This window comes from Nocardioides sp. dk884, assembly GCF_009557055.1.
Lineage (GTDB): Bacteria > Actinomycetota > Actinomycetes > Propionibacteriales > Nocardioidaceae > Nocardioides.
Genome location: NZ_CP045649.1, coordinates 3,768,152 through 3,789,173, shown reverse-complemented (window position 1 = coordinate 3,789,173; position 21,022 = coordinate 3,768,152). Strand labels below are relative to the sequence as shown.

The 21,022-nt window shown below is 66.8% G+C and carries 19 protein-coding genes and 1 pseudogene; 15 read left to right on the top strand and 5 right to left on the bottom strand.

Features of this window, described 5'->3' with window-relative positions:
• Window positions 1-23 precede the first annotated feature (23 nt).
• From GFH29_RS18080 to GFH29_RS18035, 10 genes and pseudogenes are all read left to right on the top strand, one after another.
• Window positions 24-509 carry a thioredoxin family protein gene (locus tag GFH29_RS18080; RefSeq protein WP_153325143.1) on the top strand — a complete coding sequence of 162 codons (486 nt, stop codon included), beginning with the start codon at window positions 24-26 and terminating at the stop codon, window positions 507-509.
• Window positions 510-778: 269 nt separating this feature from the next.
• Window positions 779-1,243, top strand: a complete 465-nt coding sequence (locus GFH29_RS18075) for a DUF4395 domain-containing protein (protein ID WP_153325142.1) — start codon at window positions 779-781, stop codon at window positions 1,241-1,243.
• A 54-nt stretch (window positions 1,244-1,297) separates the two neighbouring features.
• Entirely contained in the window at window positions 1,298-2,146 is an 849-nt protein-coding gene (locus GFH29_RS18070; RefSeq protein WP_153325141.1) for a sulfurtransferase, read from the top strand.
• Window positions 2,147-2,148: 2 nt separating this feature from the next.
• Window positions 2,149-2,445 carry a DUF1416 domain-containing protein gene (locus GFH29_RS18065; RefSeq protein WP_153325140.1) on the top strand — a complete coding sequence of 99 codons (297 nt, stop codon included), beginning with the start codon at window positions 2,149-2,151 and terminating at the stop codon, window positions 2,443-2,445.
• Window positions 2,446-3,429: 984 nt separating this feature from the next.
• The gene (epsC, locus tag GFH29_RS18060) at window positions 3,430-3,966 is read left to right on the top strand and encodes a serine O-acetyltransferase EpsC (RefSeq protein ID WP_228387599.1); all 537 of its coding nucleotides are present in this window, start codon (window positions 3,430-3,432) and stop codon (window positions 3,964-3,966) included.
• Window positions 3,967-4,795: 829 nt separating this feature from the next.
• Window positions 4,796-5,758, top strand: a complete 963-nt coding sequence (locus GFH29_RS18055; protein ID WP_153325139.1) for a glycosyltransferase family 2 protein — start codon at window positions 4,796-4,798, stop codon at window positions 5,756-5,758.
• Window positions 5,641-6,798, top strand: coding sequence for a glycosyltransferase (locus GFH29_RS18050; RefSeq protein WP_153325138.1), 1,158 nt, complete (start codon window positions 5,641-5,643; stop codon window positions 6,796-6,798). Before GFH29_RS18055 ends, GFH29_RS18050 begins: the two co-directional genes overlap by 118 nt.
• The gene (locus GFH29_RS18045; RefSeq protein ID WP_153325137.1) at window positions 6,795-8,228 is read left to right on the top strand and encodes a hypothetical protein; all 1,434 of its coding nucleotides are present in this window, start codon (window positions 6,795-6,797) and stop codon (window positions 8,226-8,228) included. The genes GFH29_RS18050 and GFH29_RS18045 overlap by 4 nt, the downstream gene beginning before the upstream one ends.
• A 16-nt stretch (window positions 8,229-8,244) precedes the next feature.
• Window positions 8,245-9,480: a hypothetical protein gene (locus GFH29_RS18040; RefSeq protein WP_153325136.1), complete on the top strand. Its 1,236-nt coding sequence runs from the start codon at window positions 8,245-8,247 to the stop codon at window positions 9,478-9,480.
• A 408-nt stretch (window positions 9,481-9,888) separates the two neighbouring features.
• Window positions 9,889-11,199, top strand: a pseudogene (locus GFH29_RS18035) (ISL3 family transposase).
• A gap of 154 nt (window positions 11,200-11,353) precedes the next feature.
• Here the strand turns inward: GFH29_RS18035 and GFH29_RS18030 are convergent.
• The 4 genes from GFH29_RS18030 to cysC all read right to left on the bottom strand — a co-directional run bounded on the left by GFH29_RS18030 (window position 11,354) and on the right by cysC (window position 16,482).
• Window positions 11,354-12,628, bottom strand: a complete 1,275-nt coding sequence (locus GFH29_RS18030) for a sulfate adenylyltransferase subunit 1 (RefSeq protein WP_228387598.1) — start codon at window positions 12,626-12,628, stop codon at window positions 11,354-11,356.
• On the bottom strand, window positions 12,628-13,542 hold the full coding sequence (gene cysD, locus GFH29_RS18025; protein WP_153325135.1) for a sulfate adenylyltransferase subunit CysD: 915 nt from the start codon (window positions 13,540-13,542) through the stop codon (window positions 12,628-12,630). Before cysD ends, GFH29_RS18030 begins: the two co-directional genes overlap by 1 nt.
• A gap of 130 nt (window positions 13,543-13,672) precedes the next feature.
• Entirely contained in the window at window positions 13,673-14,707 is a 1,035-nt protein-coding gene (locus tag GFH29_RS18020; protein WP_228387597.1) for a sulfite exporter TauE/SafE family protein, read from the bottom strand.
• Window positions 14,704-16,482, bottom strand: a complete 1,779-nt coding sequence (gene cysC, locus GFH29_RS18015) for an adenylyl-sulfate kinase (protein WP_228387596.1) — start codon at window positions 16,480-16,482, stop codon at window positions 14,704-14,706. Before cysC ends, GFH29_RS18020 begins: the two co-directional genes overlap by 4 nt.
• Window positions 16,483-16,523: 41 nt before the next feature.
• Between cysC and GFH29_RS18010 the strand changes: the two genes are divergently transcribed.
• The 5 genes from GFH29_RS18010 to GFH29_RS17990 all read left to right on the top strand — a co-directional run bounded on the left by GFH29_RS18010 (window position 16,524) and on the right by GFH29_RS17990 (window position 19,567).
• On the top strand, window positions 16,524-17,492 hold the full coding sequence (locus GFH29_RS18010; protein ID WP_228387595.1) for an asparaginase: 969 nt from the start codon (window positions 16,524-16,526) through the stop codon (window positions 17,490-17,492).
• Window positions 17,493-17,588: 96 nt separating this feature from the next.
• Window positions 17,589-17,975 (top strand): helix-turn-helix domain-containing protein, encoded by a 387-nt coding sequence (locus GFH29_RS18005; protein WP_153325133.1) that lies wholly within the window; start codon window positions 17,589-17,591, stop codon window positions 17,973-17,975.
• Window positions 17,976-18,028: 53 nt separating this feature from the next.
• Window positions 18,029-18,703: a hypothetical protein gene (locus GFH29_RS18000; protein ID WP_153325132.1), complete on the top strand. Its 675-nt coding sequence runs from the start codon at window positions 18,029-18,031 to the stop codon at window positions 18,701-18,703.
• Window positions 18,704-18,812: 109 nt separating this feature from the next.
• A complete protein-coding gene (locus tag GFH29_RS17995; protein ID WP_228387912.1) occupies window positions 18,813-19,094 on the top strand; it encodes a DUF2516 family protein in 282 nt (93 codons plus the stop codon).
• A 116-nt stretch (window positions 19,095-19,210) separates the two neighbouring features.
• A complete protein-coding gene (locus GFH29_RS17990) occupies window positions 19,211-19,567 on the top strand; it encodes a phosphomannose isomerase type II C-terminal cupin domain (protein ID WP_153325130.1) in 357 nt (118 codons plus the stop codon).
• Between the two features lie 63 nt (window positions 19,568-19,630).
• Here GFH29_RS17990 and GFH29_RS17985 read toward each other — a convergent pair whose 3' ends face one another.
• The gene (locus GFH29_RS17985) at window positions 19,631-21,022 is read right to left on the bottom strand and encodes a sugar nucleotide-binding protein (protein WP_153325129.1); all 1,392 of its coding nucleotides are present in this window, start codon (window positions 21,020-21,022) and stop codon (window positions 19,631-19,633) included.

Genomic DNA, 21,022 nt, shown 5'->3' with positions numbered 1-21,022 from the left:
CCGCCCGCGGAGGTTGGACCGTCGTGACCCCCGGCATCTGGATCGCCCTCGGCGCGCTCGTGCTCGCCCTCGCTTTCGGCGGCTACCGCGCCCACACCGACGGACGCTTCCGCGGTGCGACCCGCACGGAGGAGAAGCCGACGTCCGAGGCCCCGGCCGCCCAGACGGCGGCTGTCCCCGAGGCGCCGCGGGCCTGGGACGCGGTGGCAACCGCCCTGCCCGGTGAGCGGCTGGGGGAGCGGGCGACGCTCGTGCAGTTCTCCACCGCCTTCTGCGCGCCGTGCCGGGTCACCAAGCGGGTGCTGAGCGAGGTCGCCGAGATCGTCCCGGGCGTGCGCCACGTGGAGGTGGACGCCGAGCACCACCTGGCGCTGACCCGCGAGCTCGCGATCCTGCGCACGCCCACGACGCTGGTCCTCGACGAGACCGGCCGCGAGGTCTCCCGGGCCGCCGGCGCGCCGCGCAAGGAGCAGGTCATGGCCGCCCTCGGACGGCTGGTCGCGGACTAGTGTCCACATCGTGGTCCAGCAGTCCACTATCTGGGACCGACGTGCGGGCGGGGGTTCCGACTCCCTACCGTGGGGGCATGTCCTCGACCTGGTTGACCAAGCGGCGCGCAGTGGACCACTGCCGCGTGCGCTCGTCCCTGTGTCGATTCTCCTGAAGGCCCCCGAGACTCTTTAGTCGAGTCGTTTACTGCACTAAACTCGACGAAGGTGCTCCTCGCGGCGTGCCGAGGCTTGCCCATGCGTCACAGAGCCCTGCTGCAGGAGATGACATGTCCACGACCGTTCCCACCCAGCGCACCCGCGCTGCGGCGAGCATCGACCCCCGCGGGCCGCAGTTCACCGCGGCGGTGACCGCGGTCGTGCTCCTGGTCGTGCTCGTCGTGCCGACCGGCGTGGCCACGGTGCTGATCGGCGTCCAGGCGGCGCTCTTCGCGCTCGGCGCCGCCGTCGGCGTGCAGCACACGCCGACGGCGTGGGCGTTCCGCACCTTGGTCCGCCCGCGCCTGGGCGCACCCGACGAGCTCGAGGACGCGCGCCCACCGCGCTTCGCTCAGGCCGTCGGCCTCGGCTTCGCGCTGGTCGCCCTCGGCGGCTTCCTCGCCGGCGCCGAGCTGCTCGGCCAAGTGGCCACCGGCTTCGCGTTGGTGGCCGCCCTGCTCAATGCGCTCTTCCGGTTCTGCCTGGGCTGCGAGCTCTACCTGCTGCTCCGCCGCCTGGCGCCCCTTCCGTCCTGACTTCACTGCCACACCCAGACCCCGCGTCGCCTGACGCAACAGAAAGGTAGATACATGAGCCGCGAGAACGCCCTCGTCTCCGTCCAGTGGGTGGAGGACCACCTCGACGACCCGAAGGTCGTCGTCATTGAGGTCGACGAGGACACCGCGTCCTACGACCGCAGCCACATCCGTGGCGCGATCAAGCTCGACTGGACCACGGACCTCCAGGACCAGGTCCGCCGCGACTTCGTCAACAAGGAGCAGTTCGAGGCCCTGCTCTCCGAGCGCGGCGTCTCCAACAACGACACGGTCGTGCTCTACGGCGGCAACAACAACTGGTTCGCCGCCTACGCCTACTGGTACTTCACCCTCTACGGCCACACCGACGTCAAGCTGATGGACGGTGGCCGCAAGAAGTGGGAGCTCGACTCCCGCGAGCTGGTCTCCGAGGTCCCCACCCGCGAGAAGACCACCTACGTCGCCACCGAGCAGGACCACTCGATCCGTGCCTTCCGTGACGAGGTCGTCGCCGCGATCGGCACCCAGAACCTGGTGGACGTGCGCAGCCCCGACGAGTACGCCGGCCGGCTGATGGCCCCGGCCCACCTCCCGCAGGAGCAGGCCCAGCGCGCCGGCCACATCCCCACCTCGGTCAACGTGCCATGGAGCAAGAACTGCAACGACGACGGCACCTTCAAGTCCGACGAGCAGCTCGCCGCGCTCTACAACGAGGTCGGCTTCGACGAGGGCAAGGACACCATCGCCCTGTGCCGCATCGGCGAGCGCTCCTCGCTGACCTGGTTCGTCCTCCAGGAACTGCTGGGCAAGAAGAACGTGAAGAACTACGACGGCTCGTGGACCGAGTACGGCTCCCTCGTCGGCGTCCCCGTCGTCCTCGGCGACGAGCCCGGGAAGGCCTGAGCATGTGCGGTGCAACTGCGGGCGGCCTGTCGCTCGACGGCGTGAACGTCGCCAAGGAAGCCATCATCCAGGGCCAGGTGCTGCGCGACGGGGAGCCGGTCGGCAACGCCTACGTGCGCCTGCTCGACGCCACCGGTGAGTTCACCGCCGAGGTCCCGACCTCGGCGAGCGGGCACTTCCGGTTCTTCGCTCACGACGGGGAATGGACGCTGCGCACGCTCGCTCCGAAGGCGGAGCCCGTCGACCGCCCTGTGCGCGCCCAGGTTGGTCACCTGGCTGAGGTCCAGATAGGGGTCTGAACCGTGGGCGTTTCGGGGCGGTGTCCAGCGGGGACACAGACATCGCCCCGAAAGGCCCGTGCGCGCACAGCTTTTCACGGCATGGTTCGGAGCGGGAACGAACAGCTCCGACGCGTACGAGGCGAAGCACTTCTGTTCCTCGGGTCGTGTGTTGTTCCGCTGACGTAAATGCCATGGGGCGTGACCAAGCGACGGGACGGGGATGGTGGTGCAGGCCGAAACCGGGCGCTCTACGCTCGGTCCCGTTGGTCACGCCGCCGCGGCCTTGTCGGCTGGTCGAAGGTGTCGCTGCGCCCGCCAGACGGGCGTGAAGTCGTCGCTCGACACCGCGACGTTCCCCTCCTGGCACGCGCGCCAGAACCGCTGGGGCACTCTCGCGGTCGCGCGTAGGTCTTCGGGGGCTCGTTCCCGGAGCGCGTGCCGCGCTCGCAGGCGTGTGCGGGTCGCACACGTTTCATGATTAGCGCGCACCGTAGTTCGTGGCTGGGCTCGTTGGTCGAGCTTGGCGAGGCCCGGCCCATCATTCGAGTCCGAGCCGGTCTCGGCAGGCATCATGGCCGATTGCGCCGACATAATCGCTGCGCCGATCGACCGGCTGCTGACCTCCGGTTCGCCCGCCTAACCCTTCGCTGGGCGAGGACCCCGGCGTCCTCGTGGGCTGATTGAACCTCAGAGCAGTGAGCCAGCATGGCCATCGGCCGTGCCACATGCATGCCCGCCCCCCCGGGCCCACGGCAGCCGACTTCCCATTATCACGAGAACATGCCTTAGTCGAGGCGTGCGAGCACTCCCGCCCTGTGACGAAAATCAATCCAAAAGATATCTGAGTAGGATCCGTCGAACCCGCGCCCCAACAGTTATATTGGCATTTAACGATAATCCGCCTAGTCCGCGTATCAGCAGGCATGTGCGTAGGATCTAGCGGCTCGAGACCATGATCTCGGTCGACGGTATGGGGTGACCTGTGGACAGGATGGCGGCAGGATGAGCAAGCGGGGAGGCCGCATGGCGGCTTGGGAGGACATTCCCATGAAGCAGGCGCTTCGAGAGGACATGGCACGATTCGGCGGGAAGACGGTCGCCGTCCTGTTGTTTAACCGGGGATTTCACGCCGTGCTCGCTTACCGCGTGGCGGCCAAATTGCTTGAGCGACGAGTACCGCTTGCTCCATGGTTACTAACGCGCCTCATTCAGGTGCTCTACGGGATTGACATCGACCCGAGAGCAAAGATCGGTGGCGGCTGCCGGATTCTGCATGGCGTCGGTCTCGTGGTGGCACAGGAAGTACGAATTGGTCCCGGAGTGACTATCTATCACGGCGTAACTCTGGGAATCACCGGCGGAGCGAAGGACGGGGTCCCCGTCGTGGGCCGAGGATGCGTCCTGGGCGCTGGAGCGAAAGTGTTAGGGCCGGTCCAAATTGGCGATAATGTTAATGTGGGAGCAAACGCTGTCGTTCTCCAAGACGTGCCATCCGGCTGCGACGCCGTTGGAATTCCGGCCCGGGTGATCAAGAGATGAAGCATCTTAGGGAAGTTCTACTCGAAGCCGGTGCAACCGATTTTGAATGTCGACAGAGAAACTGGTCCCGCATAGCCCGAGCAGACGTTAATGGTCAGCGACTGTTCGCAAAGCAGTTCGTTACCGCTAGAGACAAGAATGACGTCGACGGCTACCAGGCCGAAACGCGATCTGCCAAAATGGCGAGCCGGATTGTCGGGTCAGATGGAGCGGCTGTTCTCGTGCCCGTTCAGGAAGACCCTGAAAATCTCACGGTTTACTATCCTGAATTGTCTCTCGAGACACCTGATCAGCGTGTGCGGAGAACTGCAAGCAGTGGCCTGTGGCCGGACTACTTTCTGCGACTTCGACGAGCCCTCGATCACTTCGCGGACGCTGGAGATGATCTTACATACGCTGACCTTCGAGAGCGTCGCTATGACGATGGTAAATCTGCTATCTGCTTCAAGGGATTCGAAGTCCGGAATACGGCTATCGATGAAGCGGGAAGACTGGTCCTCTTTGACCTCGGGCCCGCATATCGCGGGACTGCGAGCGAAGCTAGCGCGCGGATCCTGGTCTCTGTGGCATTGCTGAACTGGGGAAGGCCGGTTCGCAGATGGGTGCGCGGACCCAGCCGGACATTGGTCCTCGGGGCCTGCCACGAGTTCGCGGATCTCTTTGACTGTGAATTGGTTCGTCGAGAACTTCAGACGCAGCTGGATGGCCGGATTCGTTCCTACGCAGGACCTTCATGGGGCAAGTCTATTTTTCGGGGCCTGGCGCGATTTTACGTTAATCGTTGCCGGAGGATCTTTGAGCAGTATGCCCTAAAGGCCAAGGGGGAGTCGTGCTCATAAGCTTCCTGCTTCTCGGCTACAATAGTTCCCATACACTCCCGCCGCTGTTTGACTCGCTCCGCAGTCAGACGTGCCAGGACTATGAGGTCGTGGCACTAGACAACGCTTCAGCAGACGACACTGCGAGCGTCCTCGAGGGGACCCCAAATCTCAGCCACCTGGCTGTTTCGCCCCATAATCTTGGCTATGCAGCAGGCATGAATCAGCTTGTTGCCCGCTCGGCTGGCTCGATAGTTGTCCCCCTAAACGCGGATGTCATTCTTGACGATCGGTTTGTCGAGAACCTCCTTCGGTCTTTCGAGTGTGGCCATGATGTGGTTAGTCCGCTGGTCTATTCGGGAGAAGGAACTGACGGGAGGATTGACGGAGCCAAGATAGGGATATCCCTGGATATGCGCAGCGTCCACTTTCTGCCGTCGGCCCCCGTGCGCCCGCTCAAACAGACTGGGCCGTGCCCGGCGTTCTCGAGAGATCTGATCGACAGGCTGGGGCGAGGGCGTGGGAATCCGATCTTCGACGACGTTCTCTTCGACACCTATGGCGAAGACATTGACCTGGCATTGAGAGTGGCTCGTGAAGGTGTTCCCGTGCATTTCGACGAGTCAGTTGTGGCATTTCACTCGCGTTCATCAAGTACCGGGGAGGCGCGGGCGATCTTCAAAACCGGCAGGGTGAGGCAGAACATCATCGCGGCGCGCTACCTCAACAGTCTTCTTCATCTGACGCGTGGGCGACTGATAGCTATCGTTCCACTTCTCCTTGCGCAGGACGTTGCCGTTGTCCTCCTTCGGTCGCGAGGAGGGGACCGCAGCGTGATTCGCGACGTCCTTGGAGCATGGAAGCAGGTGTTGCAGAAACTTGGGCGAACTCTTCGTGCGCGCCGTGCAGCACCCCCCGACCCGCGGGTGAACTCATTGTTAAAACTTCCTCGATTTCGGCTAAGGCAGGCGTAGTGGTCAAGGTATTGCACGTCGCGGAAGCATATGGTGGCGGGGTAGCGACTGCCATCCAGAGCTACGTGCTCTCCTCGGGTGTGGAGACGGAACACTTCCTCTTGGCGTACGCCCGGCCGGGGCACGATATTGGCACTGGGCGGGCATCGTTTGTCGACGTGCGCGAGATGGGTAGAGGGCCGTGGTCACAGATTCGAGCACTGCGGTTGGCAATAGCGGACCTAAAGCCTGGCGTTGTCCATTTCCATTCATCGTTTAGCGGACTGCTCCGGCCATTGGTGCGCAATCGATCTGTAAAGCGAGTGTACAGTCCACATTGCTTTGCATTCTTGCGCACAGATTTGAGGGGCGGCTCCGCGACGCGCAAAGCTGTCTGGTGGTGCGAACGACTTCTTGCTAACTTTACGGACGAGTTTGCCGTTGCGGGTCCATATGAAGGTCGTTTAGTGGCGGAAATTCATCCGGGCTCCAAGATTAAGATGCTTCCGCCCGCGGACTGGGATAAAAAGTCGATAGCCGAACCAAAGAATGAGCCGTCCTCGGTCGATATCTGCACCTTGGGACGGGTGTGTCCGCAAAAAGATCCGAAGTTCTTCCGAGGTGTCGTTGACGCACTTGTGTTGAAAGGCTGGTCTGGAACGGCCTACTGGATCGGTGGGTTGAAGAACCAGAGCGAGGAACTTGAGCACCCCAATATTCAGTGTCTCGGTTGGCTACCTCGTGAGGACGTGCACAGCCTTATGCAAGCGAGTGGCGTATACGTCCACTCTGCGGCCTGGGAAGCGAGCGTCCCCTACTCCGTGATGGAGGCTGCGGCGGCGGGGCTTCCTGTGATCGCACGCGACATTCCCCCGATGCGCGATAGGCCTGTCTCAGCTTTGGGCGGGACCCCAGAGGAGGTCGCTGAGCTCGTGTGGCATGTCATTACGGACGCTGTGGCCTGGCGTCAGGCGGTACGGGACGCCATGTCGGCGTTAGATGCCCGCTATCACCAGCAGCAGACTGCAAGTCTCAGGACCCTTTATGAAAGCCGGCTATGAGGCGTTCTGACACTTTGGTTAGCCGCACGCCGAGCGCGACAGCGGTGTTCGCGCTGGTCGCTGCGGCCGCCTCGCTACTCTACTTTGGGTTCAATTTCGCGGGCGGCACGAACGAGGTCGTATGGCTGACCGTGCTTATTGGGGTACTGACGCTCGGGGCAATTGTCTGGTCGCTTGACGTGCAGCGGTGGCCGTTGATCGTTGTGCTCCTCTATTTCTTAGTTGGTTTCGCGCTTCGCCCGGCGGTCGTGATTCAGCGTCCCAATCTAGTTTCATCGGAGATGCTGATCACCCAAGCTACGTTGGTCGATGGCATGCGGATCGCACTGCCGCTCGTACTATTGGCCTGCTTCTTTCTTCTCATTGGCTGGCATCTCCCGGCGAAGCCGACTCGCCCGCCGCGCTTGCTCCCCAGCGTGCGTGCGCCACTCGCCATGGTCGGATTCGTGACTACGTCCCTCGGCACGATGCTGATGCTGCAGGCTACCGGCGGCCTAGGCGCAGCTCTGTCGAACATCAAAACCATTCGGACCGAGATTGAGGGTCAGCACTCGCCGATGGTGCTTGTTTGGTTTGGCCAGATGATTGCGCTCATAGCCCTTGCGAACGGCGCCTCGCCGCGACTGTCGAAAATCATTGCCGCCGCCACAATTGGTGTTGGTACGACTGCTGGTATTGCGACCGGCAGTCGGGGGTCAACGTTGCCCATTTTGGGGGCTGCGGTACTGATAGTCGCGCTGGGTACGTCGCGCCTTAGATCTCGAGGGTCCGTTTCGACAGAGCGTCGGGCAGGTAGAAGACTGATCCTCCTTGGGGTTCCCCTTGTGCTGTTCATGCTTCTGTTTGGTGCCTTCAAGCAGAATCAGTCGCCCAGCGGACAGGGGACAGTAGCGAGTGCGCTGTCCGGTGTAAGTGATGTGACTGGGGACCAAGTTGCAAACCAGTTCAAGGACGCTGACTATTTTGCTCAGATCGCTGTACGGCGCGATCTCATGCCGGATTCAGTCGAACTCGCGTCGCGTGTTGCGCAGTTCCCTATCATGCTTGTCCCCAGTGCTTTCGGTGTCGAGAAGCCGAGGCCCTATGACTACGACCTGCGCAAAGTCGTTCTTGGCGGAATAGTCAAAACTGGACTGCCTGCGTCCTACGTCGCGGAACTCTGGTTAATAGGGGGCACCGGGTTGGTGGCGATCGGTTCGCTAATTGTCGGCGTCTTTCTCCGCCGGCAGGGGCGATGGCTCGCGGGGAGGCCGTCTCTCCAGTATCTGATCGCGGCCGTCGGCTGTGGCTGGTTATACCTCTTTGTGTCTCGCCCGCTCGTCGTGAGTCTGTCGCGTGGTCTGATTCTGTTGGTCTGCTTAGTGGCCGCCATCGGAGTGGCCCGGCTTCTTGATCCTGTTGACAAGGGTGAGATGTCCGATGGGGAGTAGGTCGAGATCGCTGGCGGTGGTCGTCGACCAGGGACTCTCTTCTGTCTCCAACTTTATGGTCACGGCGGCCGTAGCGTCTGCCGCGACGGTTGAAGAGTTCGGATCGGTCTCGCTGGCTCTTCTTGTCTACGCGGTCGTCCTCGGACTCTCGCGGTCCTTCTTGGGCGAGACGCTTATCGCTGCGCGTTCGTTCGATGACTCGGCGGGCGGGTATTCGAAGGGCCAGAGTGCGCGAGACGCTGTGGCCTGCTGTCTGTTGGGTGCAGTCGGCGTCTCGGTGTCGTTGGCCGTGATCGCGGTCGTCCTTGATCTTGTTTTTCTGACTATCCTAGCCTGCGCACTTCCGCTTCTTCTTCTTCAGGACGTTTCCCGGTACCTGGGCTTCTCGCTCGATAAAGTTTGGGTAGCGGTTTCCGCCGACTTAGGCTGGGTGGCCCTCTACCTTGCATACGTGGTGGCCTCGGTCCTCGGGATTGTGCCCGGCGATGCGACACTTCGGTTTGCAATGTGGTGTGTCTCCGGTGGTGCCGCGGGGGTCCTGGGAATCATTCTGGCTTTTGTCACTCTGCCGGCGGCTAGGGGGAGAGTTAGTCCTCTGCGCTACATTCGCAAGTTTGGTCGTCTTGGGGCTTTCTATTGCGGCGAGTATGGGCTAGGCAGCGGTGCGGGACAAGCCGTCGTTGCGGTCGCTGCCGTCGTGGCTTCGACCGAGGTGCTTGGCGCAGTCCGCGGCGCGCAGCTCCTCTTGGGGCCGGTGGCCGTTTTGTTCACTGGGTTACAGGTGGTGCTTACGGTTCGGGGGCAGGATCTTCTCAGGCGTGGCGGTGACATTTCGCTGCTCTTGGTCACCCAAGCGAAAGTTGGCGCGGGCCTCGGTGTCTTCGTCGCCGTGCTGGTGGGTGCGCTTTGGCTGTTACCCGATCAGGTTGGTGAGCTCGTGTTGGGAGAGACCTGGCACGACGCGCGGGTAGTGATGTTGTGGCTTGGATTAGGTGCGATCGCGACTGCGCTCGGGGTTGCGGCGTCGAGTGGGCTCCGCGCCACCCGGAGTGGTTCGAGCGCTGGGTTGGCCCGCTTAGTGAGTGCCCCTTTCGTGATCGCGGCGGGTCTTGCAGGCGCGTTCTTCGGCTCGCTACATAGTCTCGGCGTGGGCATCATGCTGGGGAATGTGTGTACAGCGCTTGGATATTGGTTCTTCTTCGTCCGTTCCAGTGCGTCCGGTGGTGGCGTTTCTCTTAGCCGGACGGTCTGAGCGGATAGGGAGTCGCTCGATTTCCTCGCCATGCTGGCCGCGACTGCTCGTCTTCGGCCCTGCAACGAGGGCCGAACGCCCCGTGGTCACCTTCGACCACTGTCGGATATCGCTGATGGTCACGCTCGCGGTCTCCGGCATCGTGCCGGGGCCGCGACCGTTCGTGCCCGGCCGACTGGTAAGGCTCCGGGTCAGGTCGCCCCCCGCGAAGTGTGTCGGCTCGGGGCCTGTTGCGTAAGCGACCGCCGAACCCGGAGTGGTTTTCTTGGGTAGGCGGGGGTTTATCGGCTCATCCCAGTTGAGGGTGTAGCGACCATCTCCGGGGTGGTCGGCGCGTCAGTGCCCAGATAGGGGTCGAGGTCTCCCGAGGATGAAGGTTCCCACACGCCTCATCCGGAAGACCTCGACGTGCCTGACGCTACCTTCGCGTGCCCTGACCTCACGAAGGTCTGGCCCCTCGAGGAGCTCGGCCTTGTGGTCACCGGGCAGCGCATCGAGTCTGATCGGGCCGTGCTGGCGTCTCGGGTTCCCGAACCTGACCAGTGTTGCCGACGCTGCGGCTGCGAAGGCCGCCCACGCGACACCGTCACCCGGACCTTGGCCCACGGAGCCGCTCGGGTGGCGACCGACCACGCTGGTCGTCAGGATCCGTCGCTACCGGTGCGCCGAGTGCGGGCACGCGTGGCGCCAAGACACCGCCCGGGGGCCGAACCACGAGCGAAGCTTTCGCGCCGCGGGCTGCGGTGGGCACTCGAGGCGATCCTGGTGCGGCACGTCACTGTTGCACGTGTCGCTGGCGGCCTCGGGGTCGCGTGGGACACCGCGAACGATGCCGTCCTGGCCGAGGCAGACGGGTGCCGATCGAGGATCCTGCTCGCTTCGATGGCCTCCGAGTCCTCGGCGTCGGCGAACACGTGTGGCGCCACACCAGGCGCGGCGACAAATAGGTGACCGTGATCATCGACCTGACGCCGATCCGTGACGGCACCGGTCCAGCGCGGCCCTCGACATGGTCGAGGGCCGCTCGAAGCAGGCATTCAAGACGTGGATGGCCGCCCGTCCCCAGGCCTGGCGCGACCGGGTGGAGGTGGTCGCGATGGACGGGTTCACCGGCTTCAAGACCGCCACCACCGAGGAGCTACCTGACGCGGTGACGGTGATGGATCCCTTCCACGTGGTCCGCCTGGCCGGCGACGCCCTGGACCGTTGCCGTCGCCCGGTCCAGCAGAACCTGCACGGCCACCGCGGCCGCAAGAACGACCCTCTCTACCGCGCCCGGCGCACCCTGCACACCGGCGCCGCCCTCCTGACCGACAAACAGCGACAGCGGTTGAGCGATCCGTTCGCGACCGATACCCATGTCGAGGTCGAGGCGACCGGGGCATCTGCCAGCGCATGATCGGTGCCTACCGCGAGCCCGTTCGCGTCCTGGGGCGCGCGCTGACGGAGAAGCTGATCGCCGCGCTCAGCACAGGCGTCCCGAAGGCGCTCGTCGAGATCACCACGCTGGGCAAGACGATGACCAAGCGCGCGGCTCACGTGCTGGCCTGCTTCGATCGATCCGGCTCATCGAACGGACCGACGGAGGCGATCAACGGCAGGCTCGAGCACCTCCGCGGCTCTGCTCTCGGCTTCCGCAACCTGACCAACTACATCGCCAGAAGCCTGCTCGAGACCGGCGGATTCAGGCCCCGGCTCTTACACCCTCGATTGGGATGAGCCGGTCTATCTCGACACTGTTCCTTGGCCCGTGAGGAGGCTTCGGTAGCGGGGGCTGACCATGTGTTCTCTTGATAGGGCCTGGTGTGCCAAGTCCAGAAATATGAGTGGCGCCCGCTCCCAAACAGGAGGGGCGCCACTCAAGGGCCTCGATTTAAGACGCGCTGTTGATCATTCCTGCGCCCACCGTGATGCCGGTGGCCTCGTCAATAAGGATGAACGAGCCCGTGGTGCGGTTCTTGGAATACGGGTCGCACAGCAGCGGGACGGTGGTGCGCAGCTGCACGCGGCCGATCTCGTTGACGCCGAGCTCCTTGGTCTCCTGGTCGCGGTGCAGCGTGTTGACGTCCAAGCGGTACTGGATGTCCTTGACCAGGGCGCGCGCCGTGCGGGTGGTGTGCTTGATGGCCAGCTTCTGCCGCGGCTTGAGCGGCGTGGTGGTCATCCAGCAGACCATCGCGTCGATGTCCTGCGAGGGCTGCGGTGCGTTCTTGACCCGGGCGATCATGTCGCCGCGCGAGACGTCGACGTCGTCCTCGAGACGGATCGTCACGCTCATGGGCGGAAAGGCCTCGGTGATCTCGCGGTCGAACAGGTCGATGCCGGCGATCTTCGACGTCATGCCCGAGGGCAGCACGACGACCTCGTCGCCGGGCTTGAGGACGCCGCCGGCGACCATGCCGCCGTAGCCGCGGTAGTCGTGGTGCTCGTCGGACTTCGGGCGCACGACGTACTGCACCGGGAAGCGGGCGTCGATCAGGTCGCGGTCGGAGGCGACGTGCACGTGCTCGAGGTGGTGCATGAGGGTGGGGCCGGAGTACCAGCTCATGTTCTCCGAGCGGTTCACCACGTTGTCACCCTGGAGCGCCGAGATCGGGATGACCTCGAGGTCCGGGATGTTGAGCTTGGTGGCGAACTGGGTGAACTCGGCGTGGATCTTGTTGTAGACCTCCTGGTCGAAGTCGACCAGGTCCATCTTGTTCACCGCGAGCACCAGGTGCGGGACCCGCAGCAGCGAGAGGATCACCGCGTGGCGCCGCGACTGCTCGGTGAGGCCCTGGCGGGCGTCGACGAGCACCAGCCCGAGGTCGGCGGTGGAGGCGCCGGTGACCATGTTGCGGGTGTACTGCACGTGCCCGGGGGTGTCGGCGATGATGAACTTGCGGTTGGGCGTCGCGAAGTAGCGGTAGGCCACGTCGATGGTGATGCCCTGCTCGCGCTCGGAGCGCAGACCGTCGGTCAGCAGCGCGAGGTCGGTGTAGTCGTAGCCCTTGGAGACGCTGGTGGCCTCGACGGCCTCGAGCTGGTCCTCGAAGATCGACTTGGAGTCGAGGAGAAGGCGGCCGATCAGGGTCGACTTGCCGTCGTCCACGGAGCCGGCGGTGGCGAACCTCAGCAGGTCCATCTTGTCGCTCTTGATGGTGCCCATCAGAAGTAGCCTTCCTTCTTGCGGTCCTCCATGGCGGCCTCGGAGAACCGGTCGTCGCCACGGGTGGCGCCGCGCTCGGTGACCCGGGCCACGGCGACCTCGTCGATGATCTCCTCGATGGTCGAGGCGGTGGACTCCACGCACCCGGTCAGCGTCAGGTCGCCCACGGTGCGGAACCGCACGGTGCGCTCCTCGGCGACCTCGCCGGGACGGCACGGGTTGAACGGCGACTCCGTGAGCAGCATGCCGTCGCGCTCGAAGACGCGGCGCTGGTGGGAGAAGTAGATCGAGGGGATCTCGATGCCCTCGCGACCGATGTAGTCCCAGATGTCCAGCTCGGTCCAGTTGGAGATCGGGAAGATCCGCATGTGCTCGCCCTGGTGGATGCGCCCGTTGTAGAGGCTCCACAGCTCCGGACGCTGCATCTTCGGGTCCCACTGGCCGAACTCGTCGCGGTGGGAGTAGACACGCTCCTTGGCGCGCGCCTTCTCCTCGTCACGGCGCCCGCCACCGAAGGCGGCGGTGAAGCCGTTCTCCTCGATCGCGTGCAGCAGCGTGCCGATCTGCATGCGGTTGCGGCTGGTCTTGCCGTCGTCAACGACCACGCCGTTGGCGATCGCCTCCTCGACGCTCGCGACGATCAGGCGCACGCCGAGGCGGTTCACCCAGTTGTCGCGGGTCTCGAGGACCTCGGGGAAGTCGTAGCCGGTGTCCACCTGGAGCACCGGGAACGGGATCTTCGCGGGATAGAAGGCCTTCTCGGCGAGGCGCATCATCACGATGGAGTCCTTGCCACCCGAGAACATCAGGACGGGCTTCTCGAACTCGGCGGCGACCTCACGGAAGATGTGGATCGACTCCGCCTCCAGCTGGTCGAGCTGGCTCAGCCGGTAGTCGGCATGCGTTTCGGTCATGAAAACAGGGGACCTCTCATCGGGGTAGCAGCGGCCATCGTAGCGGCGGGTCGGCGCGGGGCCTCAAACCGGATCCCACCGAGTGTGGTGTGTCACGGCAGGGATCGTGCGGGGAGTCCGACAGACGGGCTCAGGCCGATCCGGAACGATTCGTGTGCGCAGGGCTGTCTGCTCGGTGTGGTTCGCCGTACTGCGGGGCGTCGAGCTCGGCGACCGTCGGCGCCCCGAACATCGGCAATCCCTGGCCCTTGCGCAGGAAGCCCCAGATGATCGGGACCAGCAGCACCATCGCCAGGCCCACGCCGGCGATCAGCATCGGATAGGTCTCCTCGATACCGAGGGGCGCCCAGCCGGCCTTGTCGAGCAGCGCGACGCCGGACATGGTCAGCACCACGACGATCGCGCGGCGGATGAACGACTGCGGCACCCGCGGCGCGATCTTGGAGCCGAGGATCGTGCCCGGCACCGAGCCGGCGATCAGCGGCAGCAGCAGCGCGAAGTCGAGGCCGTGCAGCGCGATGTTGGAGATCGCCGCGGCGAGCACCAGCGGGATCGCCTGCACCAGGTCGGTGCCGACCAGCCGCACCGCGGAGAGGCCGGGGTAGAGCATCAGCAGCGCGATCATGATGACCGAGCCGGAGCCGACGCTGGTGATGCCGACCAGCAGCCCGCCGAGGGCGCCGACCAGCAGTGTGGGGATCGGGCGGATCTTCGGGTCGGGGTCGCCGGTGGGGCCGCCGGCGCGCACCCGGCGCAGGTTGATGTAGAGCCGCAGGGCATAGGTGGCTGCCGCGAGCAGCAGCGCGAAGCCGATCCAGAGCTTGAGGACGGAATCGAGGTCCTCAGGGTCGGTGAACCAGGCCAGCACGTGCGGGCCGAGCAGCGCGGTGGGGACCGAGCCGAGGATCAGCCACTTCGCCATCTGCAGGTTGGGCGAGCCTTCCCGAGCGTGCACGACCGCGCCGCCGGTCTTGTAGACCGCTGCCGCGGTGAGGTCGGCGGTGACCACGGTGGCGGTGTCGCCGACGCCGAGGAAGATCAGCGCCGGGGTCATCAGCGCGCCGCCGCCCATGCCGGTGAGGCCGACCACGATGCCGACGACGAAGCCGGCGATCAGGATCGACAGCGCGCTGAGGGTGGCCAGCTCGAAGAGAAGGTCGTTCACGCGTGGGGCTCCGCTCCGGTGAGGGCAGGGACGATGTGGCGCAGGTGGGCCTCGATCGCCGTGGCGGCGGCCTCGGCGGCCTCCGGCCCGCGACGGTAGGGGTCAGCGACGTCGAGGTCGGCCGAGGCGGTGCCGCGCTGCTCGGCCACGGCCATGAGCAGCTTGCGGCCCGTGAGGCCTGCTCCGACGGTGCGCACGGCCTCGTCGAACTGGCCCAGGGTGAAGACCTTGCGGAACAGGCCCGGGTGGTCGTCGAGGATGAACGCGCGGTGCGACGCCTCCGCGGTGAGGACCAGGTCGTGCTCGTCGAGGAGCTCGCGGGTCAGTGGGCGGCTGTGGAAGGTGTCGTGATCGACGACGCCGCGCGGACCGAGGGTGGTGGCCATGACGTCGTCCATGGCGTGCTCGGCGAAGCCGTGGGTGCCGGCGCTGGTGAAGGTCACGGTGGCGTCGGGGCCGGCCAGGTGGCGGGCGAGGCGCTCCATGAAGGGGGAGCGGCAGATGTTGGCGGTGCAGACGAAAAGGACCTTGAGGTGCTCTGCCGGGGTTTCGACAGGCTCGACCCCCGGGGCGGTCAGGTCGAGGTGGCCGGAGGTGCGCAGGGCGGCGAGGACGTCCGCGAGGGCGGCGTCGATGGTGCGGCCGGTGGTGTCGACGACCACGTCGGCGTCGGCGGGGACCTCGTAGGGCGAGGAGATACCGGTGAACTCGGGGATCTCGCCGCGGCGGGCCTTGGCGTAGAGGCCCTTGCGGTCGCGGCGCTCGCACTCCTCCAGGGGGGTGGCGACGTGGACGAGGAAGAATGCGCCGCCGGCCTCGTCGACCATGGCGCGGACCTGCTGGCGGGTCTCGTCGAACGGCGCGATCGGGCTGCACACCGCGACCCCGCCGTGGCGAGAGATCTCCGCGGCCACCCAGCCGATGCGGCGGATGTTGGTCTCGCGGTCGGCCTTGGAGAAGGAGAGGCCCGCGGAGAGGTTGCGGCGCACGACATCGCCGTCTAGGGAGGTGACGGTGCGGGTGCCCTCCTCGAGCAGGCGGTCCATCAGCGCACGCGCCAAGGTGGACTTGCCGCTGCCGGACAGGCCGGTGAAGAAGAGGACCAGGCCCTGGCGGTCCGCCGGCGGCTGGTCGCGCTCGACCACCTCCGCGACACCGGCCGGAAGCTCGCCGTCGTCGTCGCTCAGCCCGAGCACCGGGTCGGTGCCGGCGTAGTTGGCCACCACCTGCAGGCCCAGCTCGTGGTCGACGGCGGCGTCGCCGCGCGCCGCGAGCGGCACCGCCACGACGACCGCGTCGTCGAGCAGGTCGGCGGCGCGCAGGGTCGCGCGCAGCAGCGCCACCGGCGACAGGAGCGGCGTGCCGTGGCCGACCAGTGCCAGCAGCACCACCGGCCCGGCCGCGCGCAGCGCGTCCAGCTGGCTCAGCGTGAGGGCGTCGGTGACCGGCACGAACGTGCGTCCGGCGTACGACGCCCGCACGGCCGCGGGGGAGAGGTAGAGGCGGCGGAACGGGCCGAACTGGGCGTGGGTCAGCGCCTCCACCTGCCCGCCGGGGACGGCGACGCGCGCCAGTGGCAGGCCCTCGGGGTCGACGAGCTCGACGCCGCCCGCGGCAGCGGCGGCGGCCCCGACGTCGGGCGGCAGCGTGAGGGTGACCGGGCTGCCCGGCTCGTTGAAGGCCGTGGTCGGGCTCAGTGCCCCGGTGACGAGCAGCTCGAGGTCGTCGAGCTCACGTGCGGTGGGGCAGAACTGCGGCAGCGGTGGGGTCGACACGGCGGCAATCCTGTCACGGGGGCGCTGGCATGCTGGCAGCCATGTCCCAGCCTGTGTCACTGCCTGTCGTCGCCGAGGTCGTCCGCTCCGGATTCGTCGAAGGCCGCCACCACGGCTCCGTCGTCGCGCTCGGCGCCGCAGGGGAGATCGACTGGGCCGTCGGGGACGTGACCTCGCCGATCCTGCCGCGCTCGTGCAACAAGCCGCTCCAGGCGGTGGCGATGGTCCGCGCCGGCCTCGACCTCCCGCCGCAGCTGCTGGCGCTGGGGTGCGCCTCGCACTCCGGGGAGCAGTTCCACGTCGATGGGGTGCGCGACATCCTCACTCGAGCCGGGCTCGACGAGTCCGCGCTGCGCAACCCCGTCGACCTTCCTCTCGACGCCGAGGAGCGCGACCGGCTGCTGCGCAGCGGTGGCGCGGCCGACGTCCTGCACATGAACTGCTCGGGCAAGCACGCCACGATGCTGGCGACCTGCGTCGCCAACGGGTGGGACACCGAGACCTACCTCGACCCCGTGCACCCGTTGCAGGTCGCGATCCGAGCCACGTTCGAGGAGCTGACGGGGGAGGAGGCGGTGGTCGCGATCGACGGCTGCGGCGCTCCGCTGCTGTCCACCTCGCTCACCGGGCTGGCCCGCGCGTTTGCCCGGCTGGCCACCGCCGCCGACGGCGCGGAGCGTCGGGTCGCCGACGCGATCCGCCAGCACCCGGCGTACGTCTCCGGCACCCGGCGCGACGAGCGGGTGCTGCTGGGCGCGCTGCCGGGGGCGATCGCGAAGTTCGGCGCCGAGGCCTGCGAGGTCGTCGCGCTCTCCGACGGTCGCGCCTTCGCGCTGAAGATCGAGGACGGCGGGGACCGGGCCCGTCCGGTGGTGATGGCGGCCGCGCTCGTGCGCAGCGGGGTCGACACGGCGCCCGGGGTCGACGGCGCCGCGGTGCGCGCCACCGGGGAGGCGCCGCTGCTCGGCGGGGGCCGGGTCGTGGGCGAGGTGCGCGCCGTCCTGGCCTGAGTGCTTGCCGGGGCAAGCGCGCTTCCCCGTGTTAAATCGGGGTTTCAGCGGTTGAAGTGCTTGCAATTGCTAGCAGGAGCAAGCAGGATGGGGGGCATGGCGAAGGGCAAGGTCGGCAAGACCGTCGAGGGGCTCGGTGACTACCTGCGTGAGCAGCGCACCTCCGCGCAGCTCTCGCTGCGCCAGCTCGCCGAGCTCGCCGGGGTCTCCAATCCCTACCTGAGCCAGATCGAGCGCGGCCTGCGCAAGCCCTCGGCCGAGGTGCTCCAGCAGATCGCGAAGGCGTTGCGCATCTCCGCCGAGCAGCTCTACCTGCGGGCGGGGATCCTCAGCCCCGAGGACGGGGCCGGTGGCTCGGTCGAGTTGGCGGTCCTCAACGACACCGGGCTGACCGAGCGGCAGAAGCAGTCCCTGCTCGACGTCTACGCCTCGTTCCTCGCGCTCAACGCCGCCGAGCCGCGCCACGCGGACGACGACAGCTAGCACCCCGACGGCCCGACATGGGGTCGGGTCGCACCCATCTGAAGGAGGCCGTCATGGCCAAGGCCACGTCTGAGACCAAGCTCGACCTCAAGAACCTCGACCTGCGTGCGGGCGCGACCCGCACTCTCTACGCCGGTGCCGGCGTCGCCGACCTCGCGGTCTCGACCGTGCGGGGTTACGTCACCCAGGTGCAGCAGAGCGTCACCTCGATCGACCTCGAGCCGCAGGCGCTGCGCGAGCAGGCGACCACGGTCGTCAGCTCCCGCGTCGAGGCGCTCAGCAAGGACGCCCGCGAGCGCCGCAGCGCCGTCGAGGCCCGGGTCGCCGAGCTGCAGGCCGAGGCGCTCGCCCTGCCGGCCCGCCTCCAGGGGGCTGTCGACGACAACGTCGCGACCCTGGTCGGCGCCTACGGTGACCTCGCCCAGCGCGGCGAGGCGCTGCTCACCCGGATCCGGCGCCAGCAGTCCACCCAGGAGGCCGTGAGCGCGGCCAAGACCACGACCGCCAAGGCCAAGACCACCCGCACCCAGGGTGCTGCGGCGACGAGGTCGACGGCCAAGAAGGCCTCCTCGACCGCGAAGAAGTCGGCGAGCGCGACCAAGAAGACCGCCGCCAAGAAGTCGAGCGCGCCGAGGAGCAGCGCGAAGGCGACCGTCACCGCCGCCAAGAAGACCGCGTCCGCGGCCACCAGCGCCGTCGCCGAGGGTGCCGCCAAGGTCGGCGACTGATCGCCGCCCCTGTGCTGGAGCTCCGAGGCCCGCGGACCCCTGGTCCGTGGGCCTCGTGCCTTTCTTCTGCCCGGCTCGGATCGGTGCGGCTCTGTAGGCTGGAGCGGTGATGGACATCTTCGTGATCGAGGGCATGGTCGGGCTGCTGGTGCGGTTCGCCCTGCTGGTGGTGGCGATCTTCGCCTTCGTGATCAGCCTGATGCACCCGGCGGAGGAGTACGCAGCCGCTGGCAAGTGGACCAAGAAGGGCTGGACGATCCTGCTTGGCCTCGGGGTGCTGTTCTCGTTCATCCCCGTCCTGCCGTTCTTTCTCAGCCTGGTGTTCGTGATCGCGGCCTTCGTGTTCTTCGCCGACGTGCGCCCGGCGCTGCGGGGACTGCGACGTCGCTAGGCGTCGCGTCCCTTCGCAACTTGGGTGACACCGAGTAACAGGCGTCACAGGGCGGTTAGGGTGAGCGCTCAAACGAAGAGGGCGTCGCCCTCGGTTCCCACGACGTGAGGTCCGACATGGCTGGTGAGTCCGCGGAGCGCCCCTGGGGCGCGTGGCACGTGCTCGACGAGGGCGACGGCTTCAAGGTGAAGCGGATCGATGTCCAGCCGCACCAGAGACTGTCCTACCAGACCCACGAGCACCGCGCCGAGCACTGGTTCATCGTGGCCGGCAAGGCCACCTGCGTCATCGATGGCGTGACCGTCATCGCCGGACCCGGGGAGACCGTGGACGTCGCTGTCGGCCAGGCACACCGGATCACCAACGAGGAGGACGAGCTCCTCCAGATCGTGGAGATCCAGATGGGGCGCTACACCGGCGAGGACGACATCGTTCGTCTTGAGGACGACTACGGCCGGTCGCCCGAGCAGTAATCGCGCGTCCAGGAGCGACCGAAGCCCCGTCCGGCAGTGCCGGACGGGGGCTTCGGTCATTGGTCAGTCCTGGCTCTCCGCGCAGTAGTCGCGCAGAGCAGCGAGCTGATCCTGGGGTGTGAAGCCGGTCGCCTCGAGCTTGCTCAGGTCGAGCACGCTGTGCCGCGGGCGGGGCGCCATCGCCTTGCCTTCGCCGTAGGCCTCGGTGCTGACCGGCGTGACGTCGTCGGCGGGGCGCCCCGCGAGGCGGAACACCTCGCGGGCGAGCCCTGCCCAAGAGGTCGGGTCTCCGCCGTTGCTGACGTTGTAGACGCCGAACGGGGCCGCGGCGTCCAGCAGGTGCCGCGTGGCCCGCGCGAGCTCGGTGGTGAACGTGAGTCGTCCGACCTGGTCGTCGACGACGGCGGGGGAGACCCCGCGGGCGGCGAGGGACTGCATCGTCCGCACGAAGTTGCCGCCGGCGCCGACCACCCACGAGGTGCGCAGCAGGTAGTGCCGCGGGGCGGTCGCGACAGCGACGTCGCCCGCGGCCTTGGTCTGCCCGTAGACGCCGAGCGGGCTGAGCGGCTCGTCCTCGGCGTGCACCTCGCGGGTGCCGTCGAAGACGTAGTCGGAGGAGTAGTGCACCAGGGTCAGCCGGTGCTCGGTCGCCAGGCGTGCCAGCAGGGCGGGGGCCTGCGCGTTGGCCGTCCAGGCGTCACGGCGCCCGTCGGCGGTCTCAGCGGCGTCGACGCCCGTGTAGGCGGCGGCGTTGAGCACCGCCGAGTACTCATGCCACGGCCAGGCGGCGAGCGACGCCGCGTCGGTCAGGTCGAGCTCGTCACGGCCGACGGCCACGGCGCCCGGGAACTCCGCCTCCAGCGCCCGGCCGAGCTGGCCGCGAGCGCCGAGGATCAGCGTCTTGCGGGGTGCCATCGGCACCACCTGGTCCAGCGTGGGGTTGTGCTGGTCCTTCTCCGACACGTCGGCCTCGGCCAGGGGGATCGGCCACGGCACGGCAACGGTGGGGTCGCCCAGGTGGAGCGCCGGATACGCCGTGCCCGCCCGCCAGTGCTCGTTGACGAGGTAGGTGTAGGCGGTCCCGTCCTCCAGCGCCTGGTAGGAGTTGCCGACGCCGCGAGGCACGAACACGGCGGTGCTCGCGTCCATCTCGGTGTGGAAGGTGGCGCCGAAGCTCTCCCCCTCCCGCATGTCGACCCAGGCCGCGAAGACGCGACCGGTCGCGACCGCGACGTACTTGTCCCAGGGCTCGGTGTGGATGCCGCGGGTGGCGCCGCGGCGGGAGTTGAAGGAGATGTTGTTCTGCACCGGCCCGAAGTCGGGAAGGCCGAGCGTGGTCATCTTCTCGCGCTGCCAGTTCTCCTTGAACCAGCCGCGGGAGTCAGCGTGGACGGGCATGCGGACCACGAACAGCCCGGGGATGGCGGTCGGCTCGACGCGGAGCGTCTCGGCCAT